The sequence below is a fragment of the Kitasatospora sp. NPDC051984 genome (assembly GCF_044593455.1).
In the GTDB taxonomy this organism is placed as follows: Bacteria; Actinomycetota; Actinomycetes; order Streptomycetales; family Streptomycetaceae; genus Kitasatospora.
In genome coordinates, this window is the sequence record NZ_JBIUCB010000005.1 from 378,658 (window position 1) to 395,017 (window position 16,360).

A 16,360-nucleotide genomic window follows, 5' to 3' on the forward strand; every position below is an offset into this window, starting at 1 on the left:
TCCGGCGTGAATGCTAGAACCGTAACACCAACATGCGCAATAGAGGTTGCACATGTTGCAACATCCCAGCTCGTCGGCGGGCCGGGACCGGAACGGAGGCACAGCCATGAGCAACGCGGCGGCACACCAGCACACCGGACACCACTCCTTCGCGGACCCCGCCCACGGGCCCGGCATCGACACGGCCGCCGTCGCAGCCCTCGCCGACGAGACACTCGACTGGCGCTTCAAAGCCGTCCCCGCCGACGCCTCGGGCCGCACCGTCCGCGACTGGCTCGCCACCGGCCCCACCCTCGACACCCTCGGCACCCCGCTGCTCACCCTCGACGCTGCCGCGCTCGACCACAACCTGCACACCATGGCCGCCTGGTGCCGCGACGCCGGCGTCCTGCTCGCCCCGCACGGCAAAACCACCATGGCCCCCGCCCTGTGGCAGGCCCAACTCGCCGCCGGCGCCCACGCCATCACCCTCGCCAACCTGCCCCAACTGCGCGTCGCCCGCGCCTTCGGCGTCCAACGCCTGCTGCTCGCCAACACCCTGCTCGACCCCGCCGGCCTCGCCTGGCTCGCCGCCGAACTCGACCGCGACCCCGAGTTCGCCTTCACCTCCTGGGTCGACTCCGCCGACAGCGCCCGGCAGATGGACGCCGCCCTGCGCGCCGCCGGCGCGAAGCGCCCCGTCGAAGTCCTGGTCGAACTCGGCGGCCCCGGCGGCCGCACCGGCGCCCGCGGCATCCCCGCCGCCCTCGACGTCGCCGCCGCCGTGCACGCCGCCCCCACCCTCCGACTGGCCGGCGTCGGCGGCTACGAAGGCGCCCTCGCCCACGACGCCTCCGACCGCGCCCTCGCCACCGTCCGCGACTACCTGCGCGACCTCGCCGAACTGCACCGCCGCCTCGCCCCCGGCTACCGCACCCCCACCCCCATCGTCACCGCCGGCGGCAGCGCCTACTTCGACACCGTCGCCCAGGAGTTGACCCCACTCGCCGCCGAAATCCCCGGCACCCGCGTCATCGTCCGGGCCGGTGCCTACCTCGCCCACGACGACGGCTTCTACCGCGGCATCTCCCCGCTCGCCCGCACCACCGGAGCCACCCCCCTGCACTCCGCCATGCACGGCTGGGCCCGCGTCGTCTCCCACCCCGAACCTCAACTCGCCCTGCTGGACGCAGGAAAGCGCGACCTGCCGTTCGACGAAGGACTGCCCGAACCGCAACTCGTCCGAGGCAGCGGCGAGTTGAAGGGAGCCGAAGTCACCGCCCTCAACGACCAGCACACCTTCCTGCGCGGCGCCGGCGACGCCGCCCCGATCGGCGCAGTCCTCCGACTCGGCCTCTCCCACCCCTGCACCGCCTTCGACAAGTGGACCCTGATCCCCGTCCTCGACCACGCCGACGCCGAACACCCGCGCGTCGTCGACCTGGTGAGGACATACTTCTGATGCCCGAACTCCTGCTGCGCGGCGCCACCGTCATCGACGGCACCGGCGCCGACCGCTACCGCGCCGACGTCACCATCACCTCCGACGGCGACATCGACGAGATAGGCCACGGCCTCACCGCCCGCCGCACCATCGACGCCGACGGCCTCGTCCTCGCCCCCGGATTCATCGACCTGCACGCCCACTCCGACCTGAGCCTGCTCGTCGAACCCGACCACCCCTCCCGCATCACCCAGGGCGTCACCCTCGACGTCCTCGGCCAGGACGGACTGTCCTACGCCCCCGCCGACGACACCACACTCGCCGCGCTGCGCCGCCAACTCGCAGGCTGGAACGGCGATCCCGACGGATTCGACTGGAACTGGCGCACCGTCGGCCAGTACCTCGACCGCCTCGACCGGTCCATCGGCGTCAACGCCTGCTACCTCGCCCCGCACGGCACCATCCGGATGCTCGCCATGGGTTGGGACAACCGGGCCCCCAGCGACGCCGAACTCGACCGGATGCGCGCCCTGTTGGACCAGGCGCTGGCGGACGGCGCGGTCGGCATGTCCACCGGCCTCACCTACACCCCCGGCATGTACGCCGGCACCGCCGAACTCGTCGAACTGTGCCGGATCGTCGCCGCCCGCGGCGGCTACCACGCACCGCACCAACGCTCCTACGGCGCAGGCGCGTTGGAAGGCTACGCGGAGATGGTGGAGATCTCCCGGCGCAGCGGCTGCCCGCTGCACCTCACCCACGCCACCATGAACTTCGGCGTCAACGAGGGCCGCGCCGAGGAGTTCCTCGCCCTGGTCGACACCGCCCTCGCCGACGGCATCGACGTCACTCTCGACAGCTACCCCTACCTGCCCGGATCCACCACCCTGGCTGCCCTGCTGCCCAGTTGGGCCACCGAAGGCGGCCCCGAAACCACCCTTTCCCGACTCGCCGACCCCGCCGCGCGCGAACGCATCCGTGCCGACGTCGAGGAGCACGGCAGTGACGGCTGCCACGGCGTGGTCACCGACTGGGACACCATCCAGATCTCCGGCGTCCGGAACACCGCGCTCGCCGGCGTCGTCGGCCGGAAGGTCTCCGAACTCGCCGCCGAACAGGGACTCACCGGCACCGAGGTGTTCTTCGGGCTGCTGCTCGCCGACCAGTTGGGCACCACGATCCTCCAGCACGTCGGCCACGAGGAGAACGTCCGCGCCATCATGCGCCACCCCGCGCACACAGTCGGCAGCGACGGCCTGCTCGTCGGCGCCCGCCCGCACCCCCGCGCCTGGGGCACCTTCCCGCGCTACCTCGCCCACTACAGCCGGGACTTGGGCGTCCTGACGTTGGAAGAAGCGATCGCCCGGATGACCGGCCGCCCCGCCCGCCGCCTGCGCCTCGACCGGCGCGGACTGATCCGCCCCGGCCACCACGCGGACCTGGTCCTCTTCGACCCGGGGACCGTCCGCGACACCGCCACCTTCGACCATCCCCGCCGGCCCGCCGACGGCATCGCGCACGTCCTGGTCGGCGGCATTCCCGCCCTCACCGACGGCAAGCCGACCGGCGACCTGGCCGGGCGGGCGCTGCGGCGTGACGCGGACGGCCTGGTACGGGCGGCGGATTGACGATCCGTCAGGCCAGTCGGACGTATCTCAGGAAACAGGAGTTGGGGAGTATGGGAACCGAAGTGACCGACCTGCGCGCGGCGTTGGCCGCACAGCCCGTGATAGCCGTGGTGCGGGCGCCGGTGATCCCGGACGCGGTCGCGCTGTGCGAAGCGCTCGCCGAAGGCGGCATCGCCTGGACCGAACTCACCTTCACCACACCGGACGTGGCCCGCCACGTCGCCACCGCCGCGAAGGCCGGCTGCCGGATCGGCGTCGGCACCGTGCTCACCGCCGAGCAGGCCCGCGAAGGCATCGACGCCGGCGCGGGCTTCCTGGTCACCCCCGGCCTGCGGCCCGCCGTCGCCGCCGTCGCCCGCGACGCCGAAATCCCCGTCGTGATGGGCGCGCTGACCCCCAGCGAGGTCGCCGACGCGCTCGACCTCGGCGCCGCCGCCGTGAAGATCTTTCCCGCGAAGACCTTCGGCCCCGGCTACTTCAAGGACCTCCAGGGCCCGTACCCCGGCATCCCCCTGGTCGCCTCCGGCGGCGTCAACGCCACCAACGCCAGGGCCTTCCTCGACCACGGCGCCCTCGCCGTCTGCGCGGGCACCGACGTCGTCCCCCCGCAGACCGTCGCCGACGGCGACTGGGCCGAGATCACCCGCCGCGCGAAGGCGTTCATCGCCTCGCTCGGCTGAGAACGGCCGGGCCGGGGGCGGCGACGGAGGGGGCGGCGACGGAGGGGGCGGGGACGGAGGGGGCGGGGACGGAGGGGGCGGGGAAAGCGCTTACTCGCCCCCGCCGTCGCCCCCCTGCCGCCCCGCCGCCCCGCCGTCGCCCCCGGAGGGAGCGGGAAAGCGCTTACCGGCTGCGGGTGGTCGAGTACAGGTGGCTGTCGCGGAACTCCGTCGCGGCCAGGGTGCGGCCGACGATGATCACGGCGGTGCGGAGCACGCCTGCGGCCTTGACCTGGGTGGCGATGTCGCCGAGGGTGCCGCGCAGCACCAGCTCGTCGGGGCGGCTGGCCATGGCCACCACAGCGGCGGGGCAGTCCGGTCCGTAGTGGGGGAGGAGTTCGTCCACCACGCTGTCGACGTAGCGGGCCGCCAGGTGCAGGACCAGCAGGGCGCCGCTCTTGCCGAGGACGGACAGTTCCTCGCCGGGCGGCATCGGCGTCGCCTGGCGGGCCACCCGGGTCAGGATCACCGTCTGGCCGACCGTCGGGACCGTCAGCTCCCGCTTCAGGGCCGCCGCGGCCGCCGCGAACGCCGGGACGCCCGGCACCACCTCGTAGGGGATGTCCGCCGCGTCCAGGCGACGCATCTGCTCGGCCATCGCCGAGAACACCGACGGGTCGCCCGAGTGCAGCCGTGCCACGTCCTGGCCCTCGGCATGCGCGCGGACGATCTCCGCGATGATCTGGTCGAGGTCGAGGTTCGCGGTGTCCACCAGGCGCGCCCCCGGCGGGCAGTCGGCCAGCAGCTCCTGCGGGACCAGGCTCCCCGCGTACAGGCACACCCCGCACGCCGCCAGCGTCCGTTGCCCGCGCACCGTGATCAGATCGGCCGCACCCGGACCGGCACCGATGAAATAGACCGTCACTTCGCTGCTCCTCCGAGTTCCTCGGCCGCACCGGACATCCCGGCGCCGCCGCCCTTGACCACGCTCCACTGAGTGACCGGCATCGCCTGCCGCCACCCCGTGAACCCGCCCACCGGCACCGCGTGTGCGACGCTCAGCTTCACCAACTCCCCGCCGTGGCGCCGGTACCACTGAGTGAGCAGCGCCTCCGACTCCAGCGTCACCGTGTTCGCCACCAGCCGCCCACCCGGGCGCAGCGCCGACCAGCAGGACTCCAGCACGCCCGGCACGGTCAGCCCGCCGCCGATGAACACCGCGTCGGGGACGTCCAGTTCGGCCAGCGCCGCCGGCGCCGCGCCGTGCACCACCCGCAGCCGGGGTACGCCCAGGGACGCCGCGTTGCGGACGATCCGCTCCACCCGCACCGGGTCGCGCTCCACGCTCACGGCCCGGCAACTGCGGTGCGCCCGCAGCCATTCGATGCCGATCGAGCCCGAGCCGCCGCCGATGTCCCAGAGCAGTTCGCCCGGCGCCGGGCCGAGCGCCGCCAGCGTCGCCGCGCGGATATGACGCTTCGTCAACTGGCCATCGGATTCGAAGAGTTCGTCGCGCAGGCCGGAAGTCAGCTGCTGGCGTGGCGAGTTCGGGTCGGTAGCCACGCAGTCGATCGCCAGCACGTTCAGCGGATCGCCCGGCGGCAGCGACCAGTCGTCCGCCAGGCCCTCGCGCACCGTCTCGGCCGGGCCACCGAGTTGCTCCAGCACCCGCATCCGGCTCGGGCCGAAGCCGCGTTCCGTCAGCAGCTTCGCCACCAGTGCGGGGGTCGAGGCGTTCGCGCTCAACACCAGTATTCGGCGGCCGGGGTAGAGCGCGGCGTGCAGCGTCTCGGGGGCGCGGCCGACCAGCGTCACCACCTCGGTCTCCTCGACCGGCCAGCCCAACCGGGCGCACGCCAGCGACACCGAGGACGGATGCGGCAGCACCCGCAGCGACTCGGCCGGGACGCCGCACTCGATCAGCGTCCGGCCGATCCCGTAGAACATCGGATCGCCGCTCGCCAGCACCACCAGCCGCCGCTCCGCGAAACGATTCAGCAGCCCCGGCACCGACGGCCGCAACGGCGACGGCCACGGCACGCGATCCGCTGTCACCTCGGCGGGGAGCAGCGCCAGCTGCCGGGCTCCGCCCAGGACCGCCTCCGCCGTGTGCAACGCCGCCCGGGCCGCCTCCGACAGCCCCGGCCAGCCGTCCGCACCAACCCCCACCACGGTGATCGCAGACACGCGCAAACTCCTCACAGCTCGGGGGACGGGCAGCCGCAGCCTACCGGCAGTAGACCGTCATACCCCCCACGAGCTGCGGAGATCCACCGTGCGACATTGGCCACACAGGAGCTCCCGGGTTCCCCGGCTCCCCCGCTCCCGGAGCCGCGCGGCGCGCGGCGCGCGGTCAGTCGGGCGTGGACACCAGTTGGACGGTCGGCGGCGTGGACGTGGTCGGCGCCGTGGGGGCGGTGGGGAAGGTGCGGTGGAGGAGCAGTAGGGCGAAGATCTCCTGCTCGATGCCCTCGGGGTGGCGGGAGCGCAGGGTCTGGGCCGGTTGCGGCGGGGTCAGGTGGTCGAGCGCCGTTCCGGTGCGGGACTGGTGGGTGTAGCGGGCGGCGAGGTCGGCGGCCGGGGCGGCGGCCGGATCGAGCAGGCTGGTGAGCAGGCGGTGCGGCGGGGCGCTGCGGCGGTCGGTGTCGAGGGTGTAGTCGATGACGCGGACCTGGGCGGGGCAGGCGTGTTCGCGAGCCGGTCCGGTCGGGTCGGCCGCGCCGGTCGGACCGGTCAGACGGGAGCCGTCGTCCAGGCGTGCGGCGAGCGGGAGTTGAAGGCTGCCGGGCACCTGCCAGAGCAGGTCGGCACCGCCTGCGCGGGCGGCCTGCCAGATCGCCGGATCGGTCGTGCCGCGGTCGGCGAGCACGAGCATGTCGCGGGTCAGCGTCGGGTAGATGGCTGCGGCGAGGGCGCGCTCGTGGGTCGAGAGCGGGCCGACGTCGGCGGTGAGCGTGGTGTGGGTCCCGCACTCGACCAGGGCGCTGACCCTGGCCTGCGGGTAGTTGACGGGCTCCGGGACGGCGGGCCGCGCGGGAGGCCCGCCGGTGGTGCGGGGAGCGGTGGTGCGGACGGATTTCCGGACGGTGCTGCCGAGCGTCCGGCCGAAGTGTGCGGCGTTCGGCGGCGTGTCCGGGACGTCGAGGATCGTGCCGTCGAGGGCGACCAGCCGCTTGCCGCGGTACCAGGCGTCGGCGATGGTCCGGCCGGCCGGCGGCGGGCAGGTCCGTTCGAACAGGCGGCGCAGCGGTTCCGGGCCGAGCCGCAGCCGGGCCCGGCCGATCGCGGCGGGGGTGGGCAACTGGCGGGCCCTCGGCCACCAGCGTTCCCGCTCCAGCTCGTTGACCAGCAGTTGGGCGACGTCCGGGTAGCCGCGGTCGGCGAACATCGCCATCGCCAGCACGAAGTAGACCACCACGCGGGCCGGCAGCAGGCGGCTGCGCTGCTCGACCCGTCCACAGTCGATCAGTACCTGGTCGACCAGTTCGGGCGGGAAGGCGCGCGTCAGTATCCCCAGCGCGGCACGCTCCGCAGGCCGGATGTCCGTCGGTGCGTTGGTCTGCCTTGGCACTGGCACGACCCGTTCAACGAGCCGCCCACGGCGAAGTCACCGCGAACCCGGCCCGGGATGCCAGGCTCCGCAACGCGCAGCGGCCGGAGGTCTGTTGGCGGAGGTTCCGGGCCGGGCGGCGGTCGGACCCGGCGGAGGAGGCACCGCGCGTCCTCACTGTCAGTCGAGGTCGTCGGCGGCGTAACGGATGGCGCTGATGGCGCGGGCCAGGAGGTGGCGCAGCTGGTCACGTTCGGCGGCGGTGAACTCCTCGGACAGCGCCTCCTCGATGGCGCTGGCGCGGTCGTCGGCGAGTTCCAGCGCGGCGCGGCCGCGGTCGGTGAGACGGGTCGCCAGGATGTTGCGGTGCCAGCGGTGCGGGGCGCGTTCCACCAGGCGGCGTTCGGTGAGGTGCTTGAGCGTCATGGCCATCGCCTGCGGGGTGACCTGGCAGGCCCGGGCGAGCGCGGCGCCGCTGATGCCCGCGTTCTCGGCAAGCATGAACAGGGCCGCGTACTGCGGCACCGTCAGTCCGGCGGGTTCGACGGCGGCGCGTTTCGCGGCCAGCAGCTCCTGGACGGCGAGGTTCAGATCGATGCCGAGACGGTCACTGGCAGGCATTCCCATGCGGCGATGCTACAAGGGCTGGTCGACGTATAAGCGTTGACAGTCATCAACTGATTGATGATGATCGGGGTGTTGAGCATGCGGGGGAGCGGATGCTGTGCCGCTGCCGTTCCTCCCGGCGTGTTGATTTGTCGATCTGTCAGCCCGACTGACACCCGTGCCCGGAGGACCGCACACCGATGACCGACCTCTCCTTCCTCTCCGCCCCCGGTATGGCCGCCGGCTTCACCGCGGAGACCCGCCCACGCGCCCACGGTGCGGGCGTCGACCTGCACGAGTACGACCGGGTCACCGCGCCGCTGGAGTCGATGCTCCAGTGGCCCGACGTCTGCCGTGCGGCCGCACTCCGGCACCGCGCCGCTGCCGAACAGGCCGCCAAGGTCGGTCGCACCCGGACGGCCGGCGAGCGCCACCGCCTGGCCGCCCGCTGGTTCCACCTCGCGGCCCTGATGCCCGACCCGGACCGGGAGCGGGCGACGGAGGTCGCGAGGGAGGCGGACCGGTCGATGGAACAGTCGCTGGCCCTGCTCGAACCGCAGGCCCGCCGCCTGTCCGGCGACGGCTTCACCGGATGGCTGCGGATCCCGGCGGAGGCAGAGGGTAAGCGCTTTCCGGTGGCGGTGGTGATCCCCGGCATGGACTCCTCGAAGGAGGAGTTCCACGCCCTCGCGGACGCGCTGCTCCCGCGTGGCGTCGCCGTCCTGGCGATCGACGGACCCGGCCAGGGGGTGCTGGCCACCGAGACGCTGCTGGACGCGGAGGGCCACCGCCGCGCGGTCGTCCGCGCCCTGGACGCGCTCGCCGACGCCGCCGCGGCCGATGAGGCGCCGGTCGACCTCGGCCGGATCGCCGTGGTCGGCCTCAGCCTCGGCGGATACCTCGCCGCACGGGTCGCCGCCCACGACCGGCGGGTGCGCGCCGCCGCGCTGGTCAGCGGCCCGTACCGGCTGGACTGGGACGGACTCGTCCCGTTCGTCGCCGCCACCCTCGGCCAGCGGTGCGGCGACGCGGACGCCGCGCGCGCATTCGTCGACGGCCTGGACCTGGCCGCGCTCGCACCGCACCTGCGCTGTCCGTTGCTGCTGGTCGAGGGCGGGGAGGACCGGATCCCCGGCTTCACCAACGCCGAAGCGCTCACCGCGGACCTCCCGCACGCCGAGCTGCTGTACGTCCCGTACGGCAACCACCTGCTCGGCAACGCGCAGTCGGAGTGGCTGCCGGACACCGCCGACTGGCTGGCCGAGACGCTGCGGTCGGCATGACAGGTGCGGCGGAGCCTCCGCCCCGGCATCATCGACCGGATGGAGTCTCCGCTGCCCCTGCTCTACCTCGACGTCGACGGCCCACTGATCCCGTTCGGCGGCGACCCCGCGCGCCACCGCACCCACCTCACGGCGCGCCGGATCCGCGAACTGACCGGCGAGTCCAACCCCCTGCTGGCCCGCCTCGACCCCGCCGTCGGCCACCAACTCGCCGAACTGCCCTGCCACTTGATCTGGGCCACCACCTGGTTCGACGACGCCAACACCTGCATCGCCCCGCTGCTCGGCCTCCCCGCACTCCCCGTCCTGCCCGACCCGCCGCACACCACCCCCCGCCTCCCGCCCGGCGTCCACTGGAAGACCCCCGCACTCACCGCCCACGCCGCCGGAACCCCGTTCGCCTGGGTCGACGACGAGATCACCGAAGCCGACCGCGAGTGGGTCGCCCACCACCACCCCGGCCCGGCGCTGCTCCACTGCGTCAACCCCGAACTCGGCCTGACCGACCGGGATTTCACCATCCTCGAGAACTGGCTGCGCCACCCGGCCTGACGGCGGGTCTCAAGGTCGGTCGGGCGGGGCATCGGTCCCACGACCTGGGCCGATCCGAGGACGAGGCCTACGTCTTCAGTCCGTTACGCGGGCCTGGCGGTTCCGCCTACCGTCCCCGGCATGGATGTCACAGGGACGTTGGACGAGGCGCTCGAACGCCTGCACCGCTCGGGGCCCGAGCGGCTCGGGCGGCTGACCAATCACGCGCCGATGGCGGTGGAGGCCCTCGCCGCCCGCGGGCGGGCGGATGCGGTGCACGGCTGGCTCGACCGGTACGCCGGCAAGCTGGAGGAGTTCCCGTCCGGGGTCGAGCGGGTAACGGCCGCCAACTGGCGTGCGGCGCTGGGTGATCCGCGCCGTGCGGCCGACTGGATCGGCTTCTTCGAGCGCGAGGTCGCGGAACGTCCGTGGCGCGACGTGCTCGGCGAGTGGTGGCCCCGCCTGCTGCCCGGGATCTACGGTGGCTCCACCCACCCGGTGATCCGGGTGGGCCACGCCGTGCGCACCCTGCTCTCCGGCGCGGTCACCGAACCCCGGCTGGCCGAACTCGCCCACGGCCTCGGCTACTGGGCCGCCCGCCACCGGCCCGTCGCGGCTCTCACCCCGCTGCCCGGTGCCGACAGCGCGGCCGCCGCCCTCGGGCTGGTGCCGCGGATCGCCGTCCAGGACGGGGGCTTCCCGGCCCGGCTCGACCACGTCAGGGCCCTGCCGGTGTGGGCGGCCACGGCGATGGAACCGGCCGAGGCGCACCGCCGGCTCGTCGAACTGGTGCGGGCGGCAACCCACCGGTACGCCACCCACGGGCACGGGGAGGAGACGATGCTGGTCCACGCGGCCACGGCTCCCAACGCCGTCCTGCGCACCCTGCCCGCTCTGCCGCACGCCCTGTGGCCGTCGAGCCTGCGGGCCGCCTGGACGGCCTCGGCGGCCGTGACCGCGATGTACGCGCCGGCCGAGGCGGTCCCGTGCGTGCCGCTCGACGGCCTCACCCCCGACGAGGTCGTCGAGCGGGCGCTGTCGCACGGCGACGAACACGTCATCAAGTTGACGGACACGGCCCTGGACGTGGGCGACGGGCCCGCGCTGGCGGCGGCGGTGCGCGCCATGGAGTTGACCGCTCCGATCGGATGATCGGACGGGCGGAGGGTCGGACGAGACGGAGTGGGAGGTCGGAACGGCCGACTTCCCACTCCGGCGCAGCGTGCCTCAGCGGCGAGCCTCAGAGGACGAAGTAGCTCGTCCCGACGGCGTGCTTGGACATTCCGGGATCCACCTCCGCCGTCACCGGCCCCTGGCAGTTCGCAGCGGCGTGCACCAGCACGGCCGAGTTGGTGAAGTTGGTGATGGTCACCGGGGACGTGGTGCTGTAGCAGCCCCGCGCGGGGTTGTGGTGGGACACCCCATTCACGATCAGCGTGCCCGTGGCGGCCTGGGCGGGGACGGCGAGGGCGAGCACGCCGGCGACGGCCAGCAGGCCGATTCCCGTGAGACGACGACGCATGACTGTTCTCCCTTCCGAGGACGCCCGGCTGGGAGCGGGTGCCTCTTCGAACGGGGAATTCCCCGCACGGCCGGTTCGTCCCCGAACGGCACCCCCAATCGCTCGAATCGGCGAGCGTGCACGGGTCCTGGGGGTGGTGGCCGACAGGCCGGACTCCCCGGGGGCTGCGCCACTGTCGGTCGGTGGCGTTAGCGTGCGCTGCCGTGGACGCTGCTGATCTTGATCGTTGTGCCGGGACGATTCCTCCGCCCCTGGTGGTCCGGCTGCTCGAGCTCGGGCACGCGGAGGAGGTGGAAGTCCAGGCCGGGCAGGGGGAGTGGTTCTGCGCGCGGGCGTGGGCGCGGGTGCTGGGTGAGCAGGGGCGGCAGGCGGAGGCGCTTGCGGTGCTGGCGCCGTACGTCGAGTCGGAGTGGTGGCCGGCCGTCGAAGCGCAGGCGGAGCTGCTGGAGGAGTGGGGACGGCCGGATGAGGCGATCGCGCTGGTCCGTCGGCATGCGAGGACCGGTGGGCGTCCGCTGGAGTTCCTCGGTCGGCTGCTGGCCCGGCAGGGGCGGGGCGACGAGGCATTCACGTTGCTGAGCGCGGGAGTTGAGGACGCGGGCCTGGCCGCCGCGATGGTCGAGGTGGCCGGAGTGGCGGGCCGGGAGGAGGAGGCCGCCGCGCTGCTGGCCGCGAGGATCCCGGCCGGGCACCGGTGCGACAGTCCGTGGTGCTGTCGAGGGCTCCACCCCGGGACCGCGCTCGGCCTGCTGGCCACCGTCCGGGAGCGGCAGGGCCGGATCGCCGAGGCGATCGCGCTTCTCGGCACCGAGCAGCCGATCGACGAAGGCCGGCTGTCCGAACTGCTGGCGCGGCACGGCCGGTTCGAGGACCTGCGCGCGCACGCGGCGGCCGACCCCGGCGGGCCTGCGGCGCTGCATCTTGCCGGGGTGCTGGAGGAACGCGGCGACGTGGCGGGCGCCGTCGCCGTGTACCGCGCGGCCGGGGAGTCGCGGGACGCGGCCCTCGGGCACGCTCAACTCCTGGCCCGGCACGGAAGGTTGGCAGAGGCGATCGCGGTGATGCGAGCGCTGGTCGAGTCGTCCGGCGGGGCGGAGGACTGGATCGTCTCGGCCCTGTGCGCGCTGTACGTCGACCACGGTCGGCCGCAGGAGCGGCTGGCGCTCCTGGAGGATCTGACGGTCCATCATGAAAACGCAGAGGAGTGGGAGTTGTTCAGTTTGCGCCTCAGGCTGATGGCCGACTGTGGGCTGCTGGACGAGGCGATCGACCTGGCTCTGGCGTACCCCGACGACGACCCGCCGTCCGCCGTTCAGGAGATCGCCGAACTGCTCGCCGACCGGGGGCGGTTCGAGGAAGCCGCCGCCCTGCTTCGGCCGCATGCGGATGACCCGTCCTGCCGCCGCCAGTTGGCCGGCCAGCTGATCGAACTCGGCTGCGTCCAGGACGCGGTGGCGCTGCTCCGGCAGGGCCGGACCACGCGGGTGGTCCGACCCGATCTGTACCGGCTGTTCCACCCCTGACCGGCGGCGAACGGTGCGGTCAGGCGGTGGTGGGCCGCGGGCCGCCGAGGTGGCGGTTGCGGGTCCGGCGGGCCGCGAGGCGGGTGGGGGTGGGGAGTTGGACGAGTTCGGCGAGGGCGTGGGTGATGGCGGCGGCCAGGTGGGCGCGCAGGTCGGCGGGGTCGTCGGTCTCGGGGACGACCTGGTCGATCAGGCCGGTGGCGGCGAGCGCCGTGGCGGTGATGCCCTGGGCGCGGGCGAGTTGAGGAGCGTGCTCGCCGTCGCGGTGGACGATGGCGGAGGCGCCCTCGGGCGGAAGCGGGGCGAGCCAGGCGTGCTGGGCGGCGATGACGCGGTCGGCGGGCAGCAGCGCGAGCGCGCCGCCACCACTGCCCTGGCCGAGCAGCACGGCGAGGACGGGGGTGCGCAGGCCGACCAGGGTGGTCAGGCAGTGCGCGATCTCCAGTGCCACACCGTCGAGTTCGGCCTCGACGGAGAGTTCGGCGCCGACGGTGTCGACCACGGTGAGCAGTGGCATTCCCAACTCCTCGGCCAGCTCCGCCTGTCGGCGAACCGCCCGCAAATCGGCTGCCGTGAAGGGAAGTTCGGGCCGGTCGGGGCCGGAGCGTTGCTGGGCGACCACCATCACCGGGCGTCCACCGATCAGCGCGAGCGCCCGGACGAGCGCGCTGTCGCCGTCCAGCGGGAGGAACAACTCGGCGGTGTGGGACAGGAGTTCAAGAGAAGAGAGGCGGTCGGGCCGGCGGCTGCGGAGCACCGACTCCCAGGCGTCCTCGGCGGCGAGGGTCGCGGTGGGGGCGGCGGGCGGCGGTGAACTCGGCCGGGGCGGCCGGGCGGTGAGGATGGTGAGCGCGCGGGACAGGAACGCGTGCAGGCGGTCGGGCGGGACGATGGCGTCCAACCGGCCGTTGGCGGCCAGGGTTTCGGCGCGCTGGACGGTGGGCGGCAGCGGCTCGCCGCGCAACTCCTCGTAGACGCGCGGACCGAGGAAGCCCAGCCGGGCGCCCGGTTCGGCGAGGACCAGGTGGCCGAGGGTGCCCCAGGAGGCGAACACGCCGCCCATGGTGGGGTTGCGCAGGTAGGTGAGGTACGGCAGGCCGGCGGCGCGGTGGGCGTGGACCGCCGCGGTGACCCGGACCATGCACAGGAACGCGGCGGAGCCCTCCTGCATGCGGGTGCCGCCGGAGACCGGCAGGGCGAGCAGCGGGAGGCGCTCGGCGGTGGCGCGTTCCACGGCCCGGGTGATCCGTTCGGCCGTGGCGACGCCGATCGAGCCGCCGAGGAAGCCGAACTCGCAGGCGATCAGCGCCAGCGGTCGGCCGTCCAGCAGGGCGCGGCCGGTGATCACCGCCTCGTCCAGCCCGGTGCGGGCGCGGGCCCGGGCCAGGGCGTCCCGGTACTCGGGGTCGGCCGGCTCGGTGCCGATCGGCTCGTCCCAGGACGTGAAACTGCCGGGATCGACCAGCAGATCGAGGAGCTGACGTGCCGACACCTGGGGCCTCCGTCGCAGGCAGGGGGATGGGGCAGAAGTGGGGGAAGGGGCGTTGCGGCCCAAAGCTGGCGCAAAGCCGGTGCAGAGCCTATGGGCGGACGCGGGCCGTCGGCGGGTGCGGCGCACAGTGGTGACACGGATCACCGCCGGTGGGGCGGTTGCCTCGCGCGCCTTACCCAGCGCGCCCGGCGGTGGAACGTGACGCAGCAGACACCGGGCTAATTGGTATCCAGGATGCCGAATTGGCTAGAGTCAGCGCCGTGAGGCTGACCAAGAGCACCGACATCGCACTGCGCATCGCAATGCGCCTGGCGGTGCTGGGCGATGACCAGACCCCGACCACCCGCGAGGTGGCCGAGGCGGTCGACGTCCCCTACAACCACGCGGCGAAGGTGGTCAGTCGTCTCCAGCACCTGGGCGTGGTCGAGGCCCGGCGCGGGCGCGGTGGAGGGCTTGCCCTGACTGCCGCCGGCCGCAACGGATCGCTCGGCCGGATCGTCCGGGAACTGGAGGGCACAGGGGATGTGGTCGGCTGCGAGGACCAGCCGCCGTGTCCGCTGCGTCACTCCTGCCGGCTGCGCGGGTTGCTGCGTCAGGCGCAGGAAGCGTTCTTCGCGACGCTCGACCCGTTGACCGTGAACGACCTGGTCAGTCCGCCGACCGGCCCGGTCCTGCTGGGACTGCCCGGCCGTGGCTAGCCGGGGTCGCCAGCGGTGATCAACAACAGTCAACAGTGCACATTCAGCAGTCAGTAGTGCGCAGTAGTAGTCAGTAGCAGTCACCTTTAGTCGTCAGCGGTCAACAGTAGGTGTTTCCACACCGTAAAATGCGCATCTCAGATGCGAGTTTGGAGCTTCGGATGCTGTCCGAGAAGTCCGCGCAGACCGTGCGTGCCACCCTGCCCGTGGTGGGGGCGGCCATCGAGGAGATCACCGGCTCGTTCTACGGCCGGCTCTTCGCTGCTCACCCCGAGCTGCTGCGCGACCTGTTCAACCGGGGCAACCAGGCCGACGGCAGCCAGAAGTCGGCGCTGGCCGGTTCGATAGCCGCCTTCGCGACGGCCCTGGTCAACAACCCCGACCAGCGACCGGACGCCATGCTCGCCCGCATCGCCCACAAGCACGCCTCGCTGGGCATCACCGCCCCGCAGTACCAGGTGGTCCACGACAACCTGTTCGCCGCCATCGTCGAGGTGCTCGGCGAGGCCGTCACCCCCGAGGTCGCCGAGGCCTGGGAAGAGGTGTACTGGCTGATGGCCAACGCGCTGATCGCCCTCGAGGCGCGCCTGTACGAGGAAAGCGGCACCCGCGGCGAGCGCCGCCCCTACACCGTGGTCTCGCGCACCGCCGAGACCGCCGACGTGGCGACCTTCCTGCTGCACCCGGCCGACGGCGGTGCCGTCCCGGCGCACAAGCCCGGCCAGTACGTCTCGGTGCAGGTCGAACTCGCGGACGGCGCGCGGCAGATCCGCCAGTACAGCCTGTCCGGCCAGCCCGACGGTGGCCTGCAGATCACCGTCAAGCGCGTCGCCGGCGACCCGGCCGGTGAGGTCTCCAACCACCTGCACCAGCACGTCGACCAGGGCGACACCCTGCTGGTCAGCGCCCCGTTCGGCGACGTCCAGCTGGCCGATGAGGACCGCCCCGTGGTGCTGGCCTCGGCCGGCATCGGCTGCACCCCGATCATCGGGATGCTCCACCACCTCGCCGAGACCGGCGCCACCCGCAAGGTGATCGCCGTCCACGGTGACCAGCAGGAGTCCACCCACGCCTTCCGCGAGGACTTCTCCGGCCTGGTGGCGAAGCTGCCGAACGCCGAGGCGCACGTCTGGTACGAGCGTCCCGAGGGTGAGTGGCCGGCCGACCGCACCGGCCGGGTCGACCTGAGCGGACTGGACGTTCCCGCCGGCGCCGTCGCCTACCTGTGTGGCCCGCTGCCGTTCATGCGCGCCGTGCGCACCCAGCTGCTGGAGGCCGGCGTGCCCGCCGCCGACATCCACTACGAGGTGTTCGGCCCCGACATGTGGCTCGGTCAGTAAGACCCCGGAGGTCGCTCAACTTCCGCGCCGGACGCGGTAGCTGAAGCGGCGGACCCGACGGCCTCTCCTCACCGGGGAGGCCGTTGCGTTTGACGGTGCCGAAAG

Annotated in this window: 15 protein-coding genes; 9 read left to right on the forward strand and 6 right to left on the reverse strand. The window is 73.3% G+C overall.

The window, feature by feature from the left end; genetic code table 11:
- The first annotated feature begins 106 nt into the window (after positions 1-106).
- From ACIHEI_RS13185 to ACIHEI_RS13195, 3 genes are read left to right on the forward strand one after another with little or no spacing between them, the layout of a single operon-like run.
- A complete protein-coding gene (locus ACIHEI_RS13185; RefSeq protein WP_396606684.1) occupies positions 107-1,441 on the forward strand; it encodes an amino acid deaminase in 1,335 nt (444 codons plus the stop codon).
- Positions 1,441-3,051 carry an amidohydrolase family protein gene (locus ACIHEI_RS13190; RefSeq protein WP_396606685.1) on the forward strand — a complete coding sequence of 537 codons (1,611 nt, stop codon included), beginning with the start codon at positions 1,441-1,443 and terminating at the stop codon, positions 3,049-3,051. The genes ACIHEI_RS13185 and ACIHEI_RS13190 overlap by 1 nt, the downstream gene beginning before the upstream one ends.
- Before the next feature lie 50 nt (positions 3,052-3,101).
- The gene (locus ACIHEI_RS13195) at positions 3,102-3,731 is read left to right on the forward strand and encodes a bifunctional 4-hydroxy-2-oxoglutarate aldolase/2-dehydro-3-deoxy-phosphogluconate aldolase (protein ID WP_396606686.1); all 630 of its coding nucleotides are present in this window, start codon (positions 3,102-3,104) and stop codon (positions 3,729-3,731) included.
- 163 nt (positions 3,732-3,894) lie between these two features.
- Here the strand turns inward: ACIHEI_RS13195 and cobM are convergent, their stop codons facing one another.
- The 4 genes from cobM to ACIHEI_RS13215 form a co-directional block, all read right to left on the reverse strand.
- The gene (gene cobM / locus ACIHEI_RS13200) at positions 3,895-4,635 is read right to left on the reverse strand and encodes a precorrin-4 C(11)-methyltransferase (protein ID WP_387634208.1); all 741 of its coding nucleotides are present in this window, start codon (positions 4,633-4,635) and stop codon (positions 3,895-3,897) included.
- The gene (gene cbiE, locus ACIHEI_RS13205; RefSeq protein WP_396606687.1) at positions 4,632-5,897 is read right to left on the reverse strand and encodes a precorrin-6y C5,15-methyltransferase (decarboxylating) subunit CbiE; all 1,266 of its coding nucleotides are present in this window, start codon (positions 5,895-5,897) and stop codon (positions 4,632-4,634) included. The genes cobM and cbiE overlap by 4 nt, the downstream gene beginning before the upstream one ends.
- A 166-nt stretch (positions 5,898-6,063) precedes the next feature.
- Positions 6,064-7,287: an IS4 family transposase gene (locus tag ACIHEI_RS13210; RefSeq protein WP_396606688.1), complete on the reverse strand. Its 1,224-nt coding sequence runs from the start codon at positions 7,285-7,287 to the stop codon at positions 6,064-6,066.
- Positions 7,288-7,440: 153 nt separating this feature from the next.
- Positions 7,441-7,887 carry a MarR family winged helix-turn-helix transcriptional regulator gene (locus ACIHEI_RS13215; protein WP_396606689.1) on the reverse strand — a complete coding sequence of 149 codons (447 nt, stop codon included), beginning with the start codon at positions 7,885-7,887 and terminating at the stop codon, positions 7,441-7,443.
- Positions 7,888-8,066: 179 nt separating this feature from the next.
- Between ACIHEI_RS13215 and ACIHEI_RS13220 the strand changes: the two genes are divergently transcribed.
- The 3 genes from ACIHEI_RS13220 (at position 8,067) to ACIHEI_RS13230 (ending at position 10,832) form a co-directional block, all read left to right on the forward strand.
- Positions 8,067-9,149, forward strand: coding sequence for an alpha/beta hydrolase family protein (locus ACIHEI_RS13220; protein WP_396606690.1), 1,083 nt, complete (start codon positions 8,067-8,069; stop codon positions 9,147-9,149).
- Between the two features lie 39 nt (positions 9,150-9,188).
- Positions 9,189-9,701 carry an HAD domain-containing protein gene (locus tag ACIHEI_RS13225; protein ID WP_396606691.1) on the forward strand — a complete coding sequence of 171 codons (513 nt, stop codon included), beginning with the start codon at positions 9,189-9,191 and terminating at the stop codon, positions 9,699-9,701.
- 120 nt (positions 9,702-9,821) lie between these two features.
- Positions 9,822-10,832 carry a questin oxidase family protein gene (locus ACIHEI_RS13230; protein ID WP_396606692.1) on the forward strand — a complete coding sequence of 337 codons (1,011 nt, stop codon included), beginning with the start codon at positions 9,822-9,824 and terminating at the stop codon, positions 10,830-10,832.
- 88 nt (positions 10,833-10,920) lie between these two features.
- Here the strand turns inward: ACIHEI_RS13230 and ACIHEI_RS13235 are convergent, their stop codons facing one another.
- The gene (locus tag ACIHEI_RS13235; RefSeq protein ID WP_392944133.1) at positions 10,921-11,202 is read right to left on the reverse strand and encodes a hypothetical protein; all 282 of its coding nucleotides are present in this window, start codon (positions 11,200-11,202) and stop codon (positions 10,921-10,923) included.
- 254 nt (positions 11,203-11,456) lie between these two features.
- Here ACIHEI_RS13235 and ACIHEI_RS13240 point away from each other — a divergent pair, with 254 nt between their 5' ends.
- On the forward strand, positions 11,457-12,725 hold the full coding sequence (locus ACIHEI_RS13240) for a tetratricopeptide repeat protein (protein WP_396606693.1): 1,269 nt from the start codon (positions 11,457-11,459) through the stop codon (positions 12,723-12,725).
- A gap of 19 nt (positions 12,726-12,744) precedes the next feature.
- Here ACIHEI_RS13240 and ACIHEI_RS13245 read toward each other — a convergent pair whose 3' ends face one another.
- Positions 12,745-14,217, reverse strand: a complete 1,473-nt coding sequence (locus ACIHEI_RS13245) for a carboxyl transferase domain-containing protein (protein ID WP_396606694.1) — start codon at positions 14,215-14,217, stop codon at positions 12,745-12,747.
- Positions 14,218-14,477: 260 nt separating this feature from the next.
- Here ACIHEI_RS13245 and ACIHEI_RS13250 point away from each other — a divergent pair, with 260 nt between their 5' ends.
- Together ACIHEI_RS13250 and ACIHEI_RS13255 are read left to right on the forward strand one after the other, a co-directional pair.
- Positions 14,478-14,915 carry an RrF2 family transcriptional regulator gene (locus ACIHEI_RS13250; RefSeq protein WP_396606695.1) on the forward strand — a complete coding sequence of 146 codons (438 nt, stop codon included), beginning with the start codon at positions 14,478-14,480 and terminating at the stop codon, positions 14,913-14,915.
- Between the two features lie 161 nt (positions 14,916-15,076).
- A complete protein-coding gene (locus ACIHEI_RS13255; RefSeq protein WP_396606696.1) occupies positions 15,077-16,255 on the forward strand; it encodes a globin domain-containing protein in 1,179 nt (392 codons plus the stop codon).
- The last annotated feature ends 105 nt before the right edge of the window (positions 16,256-16,360 follow it).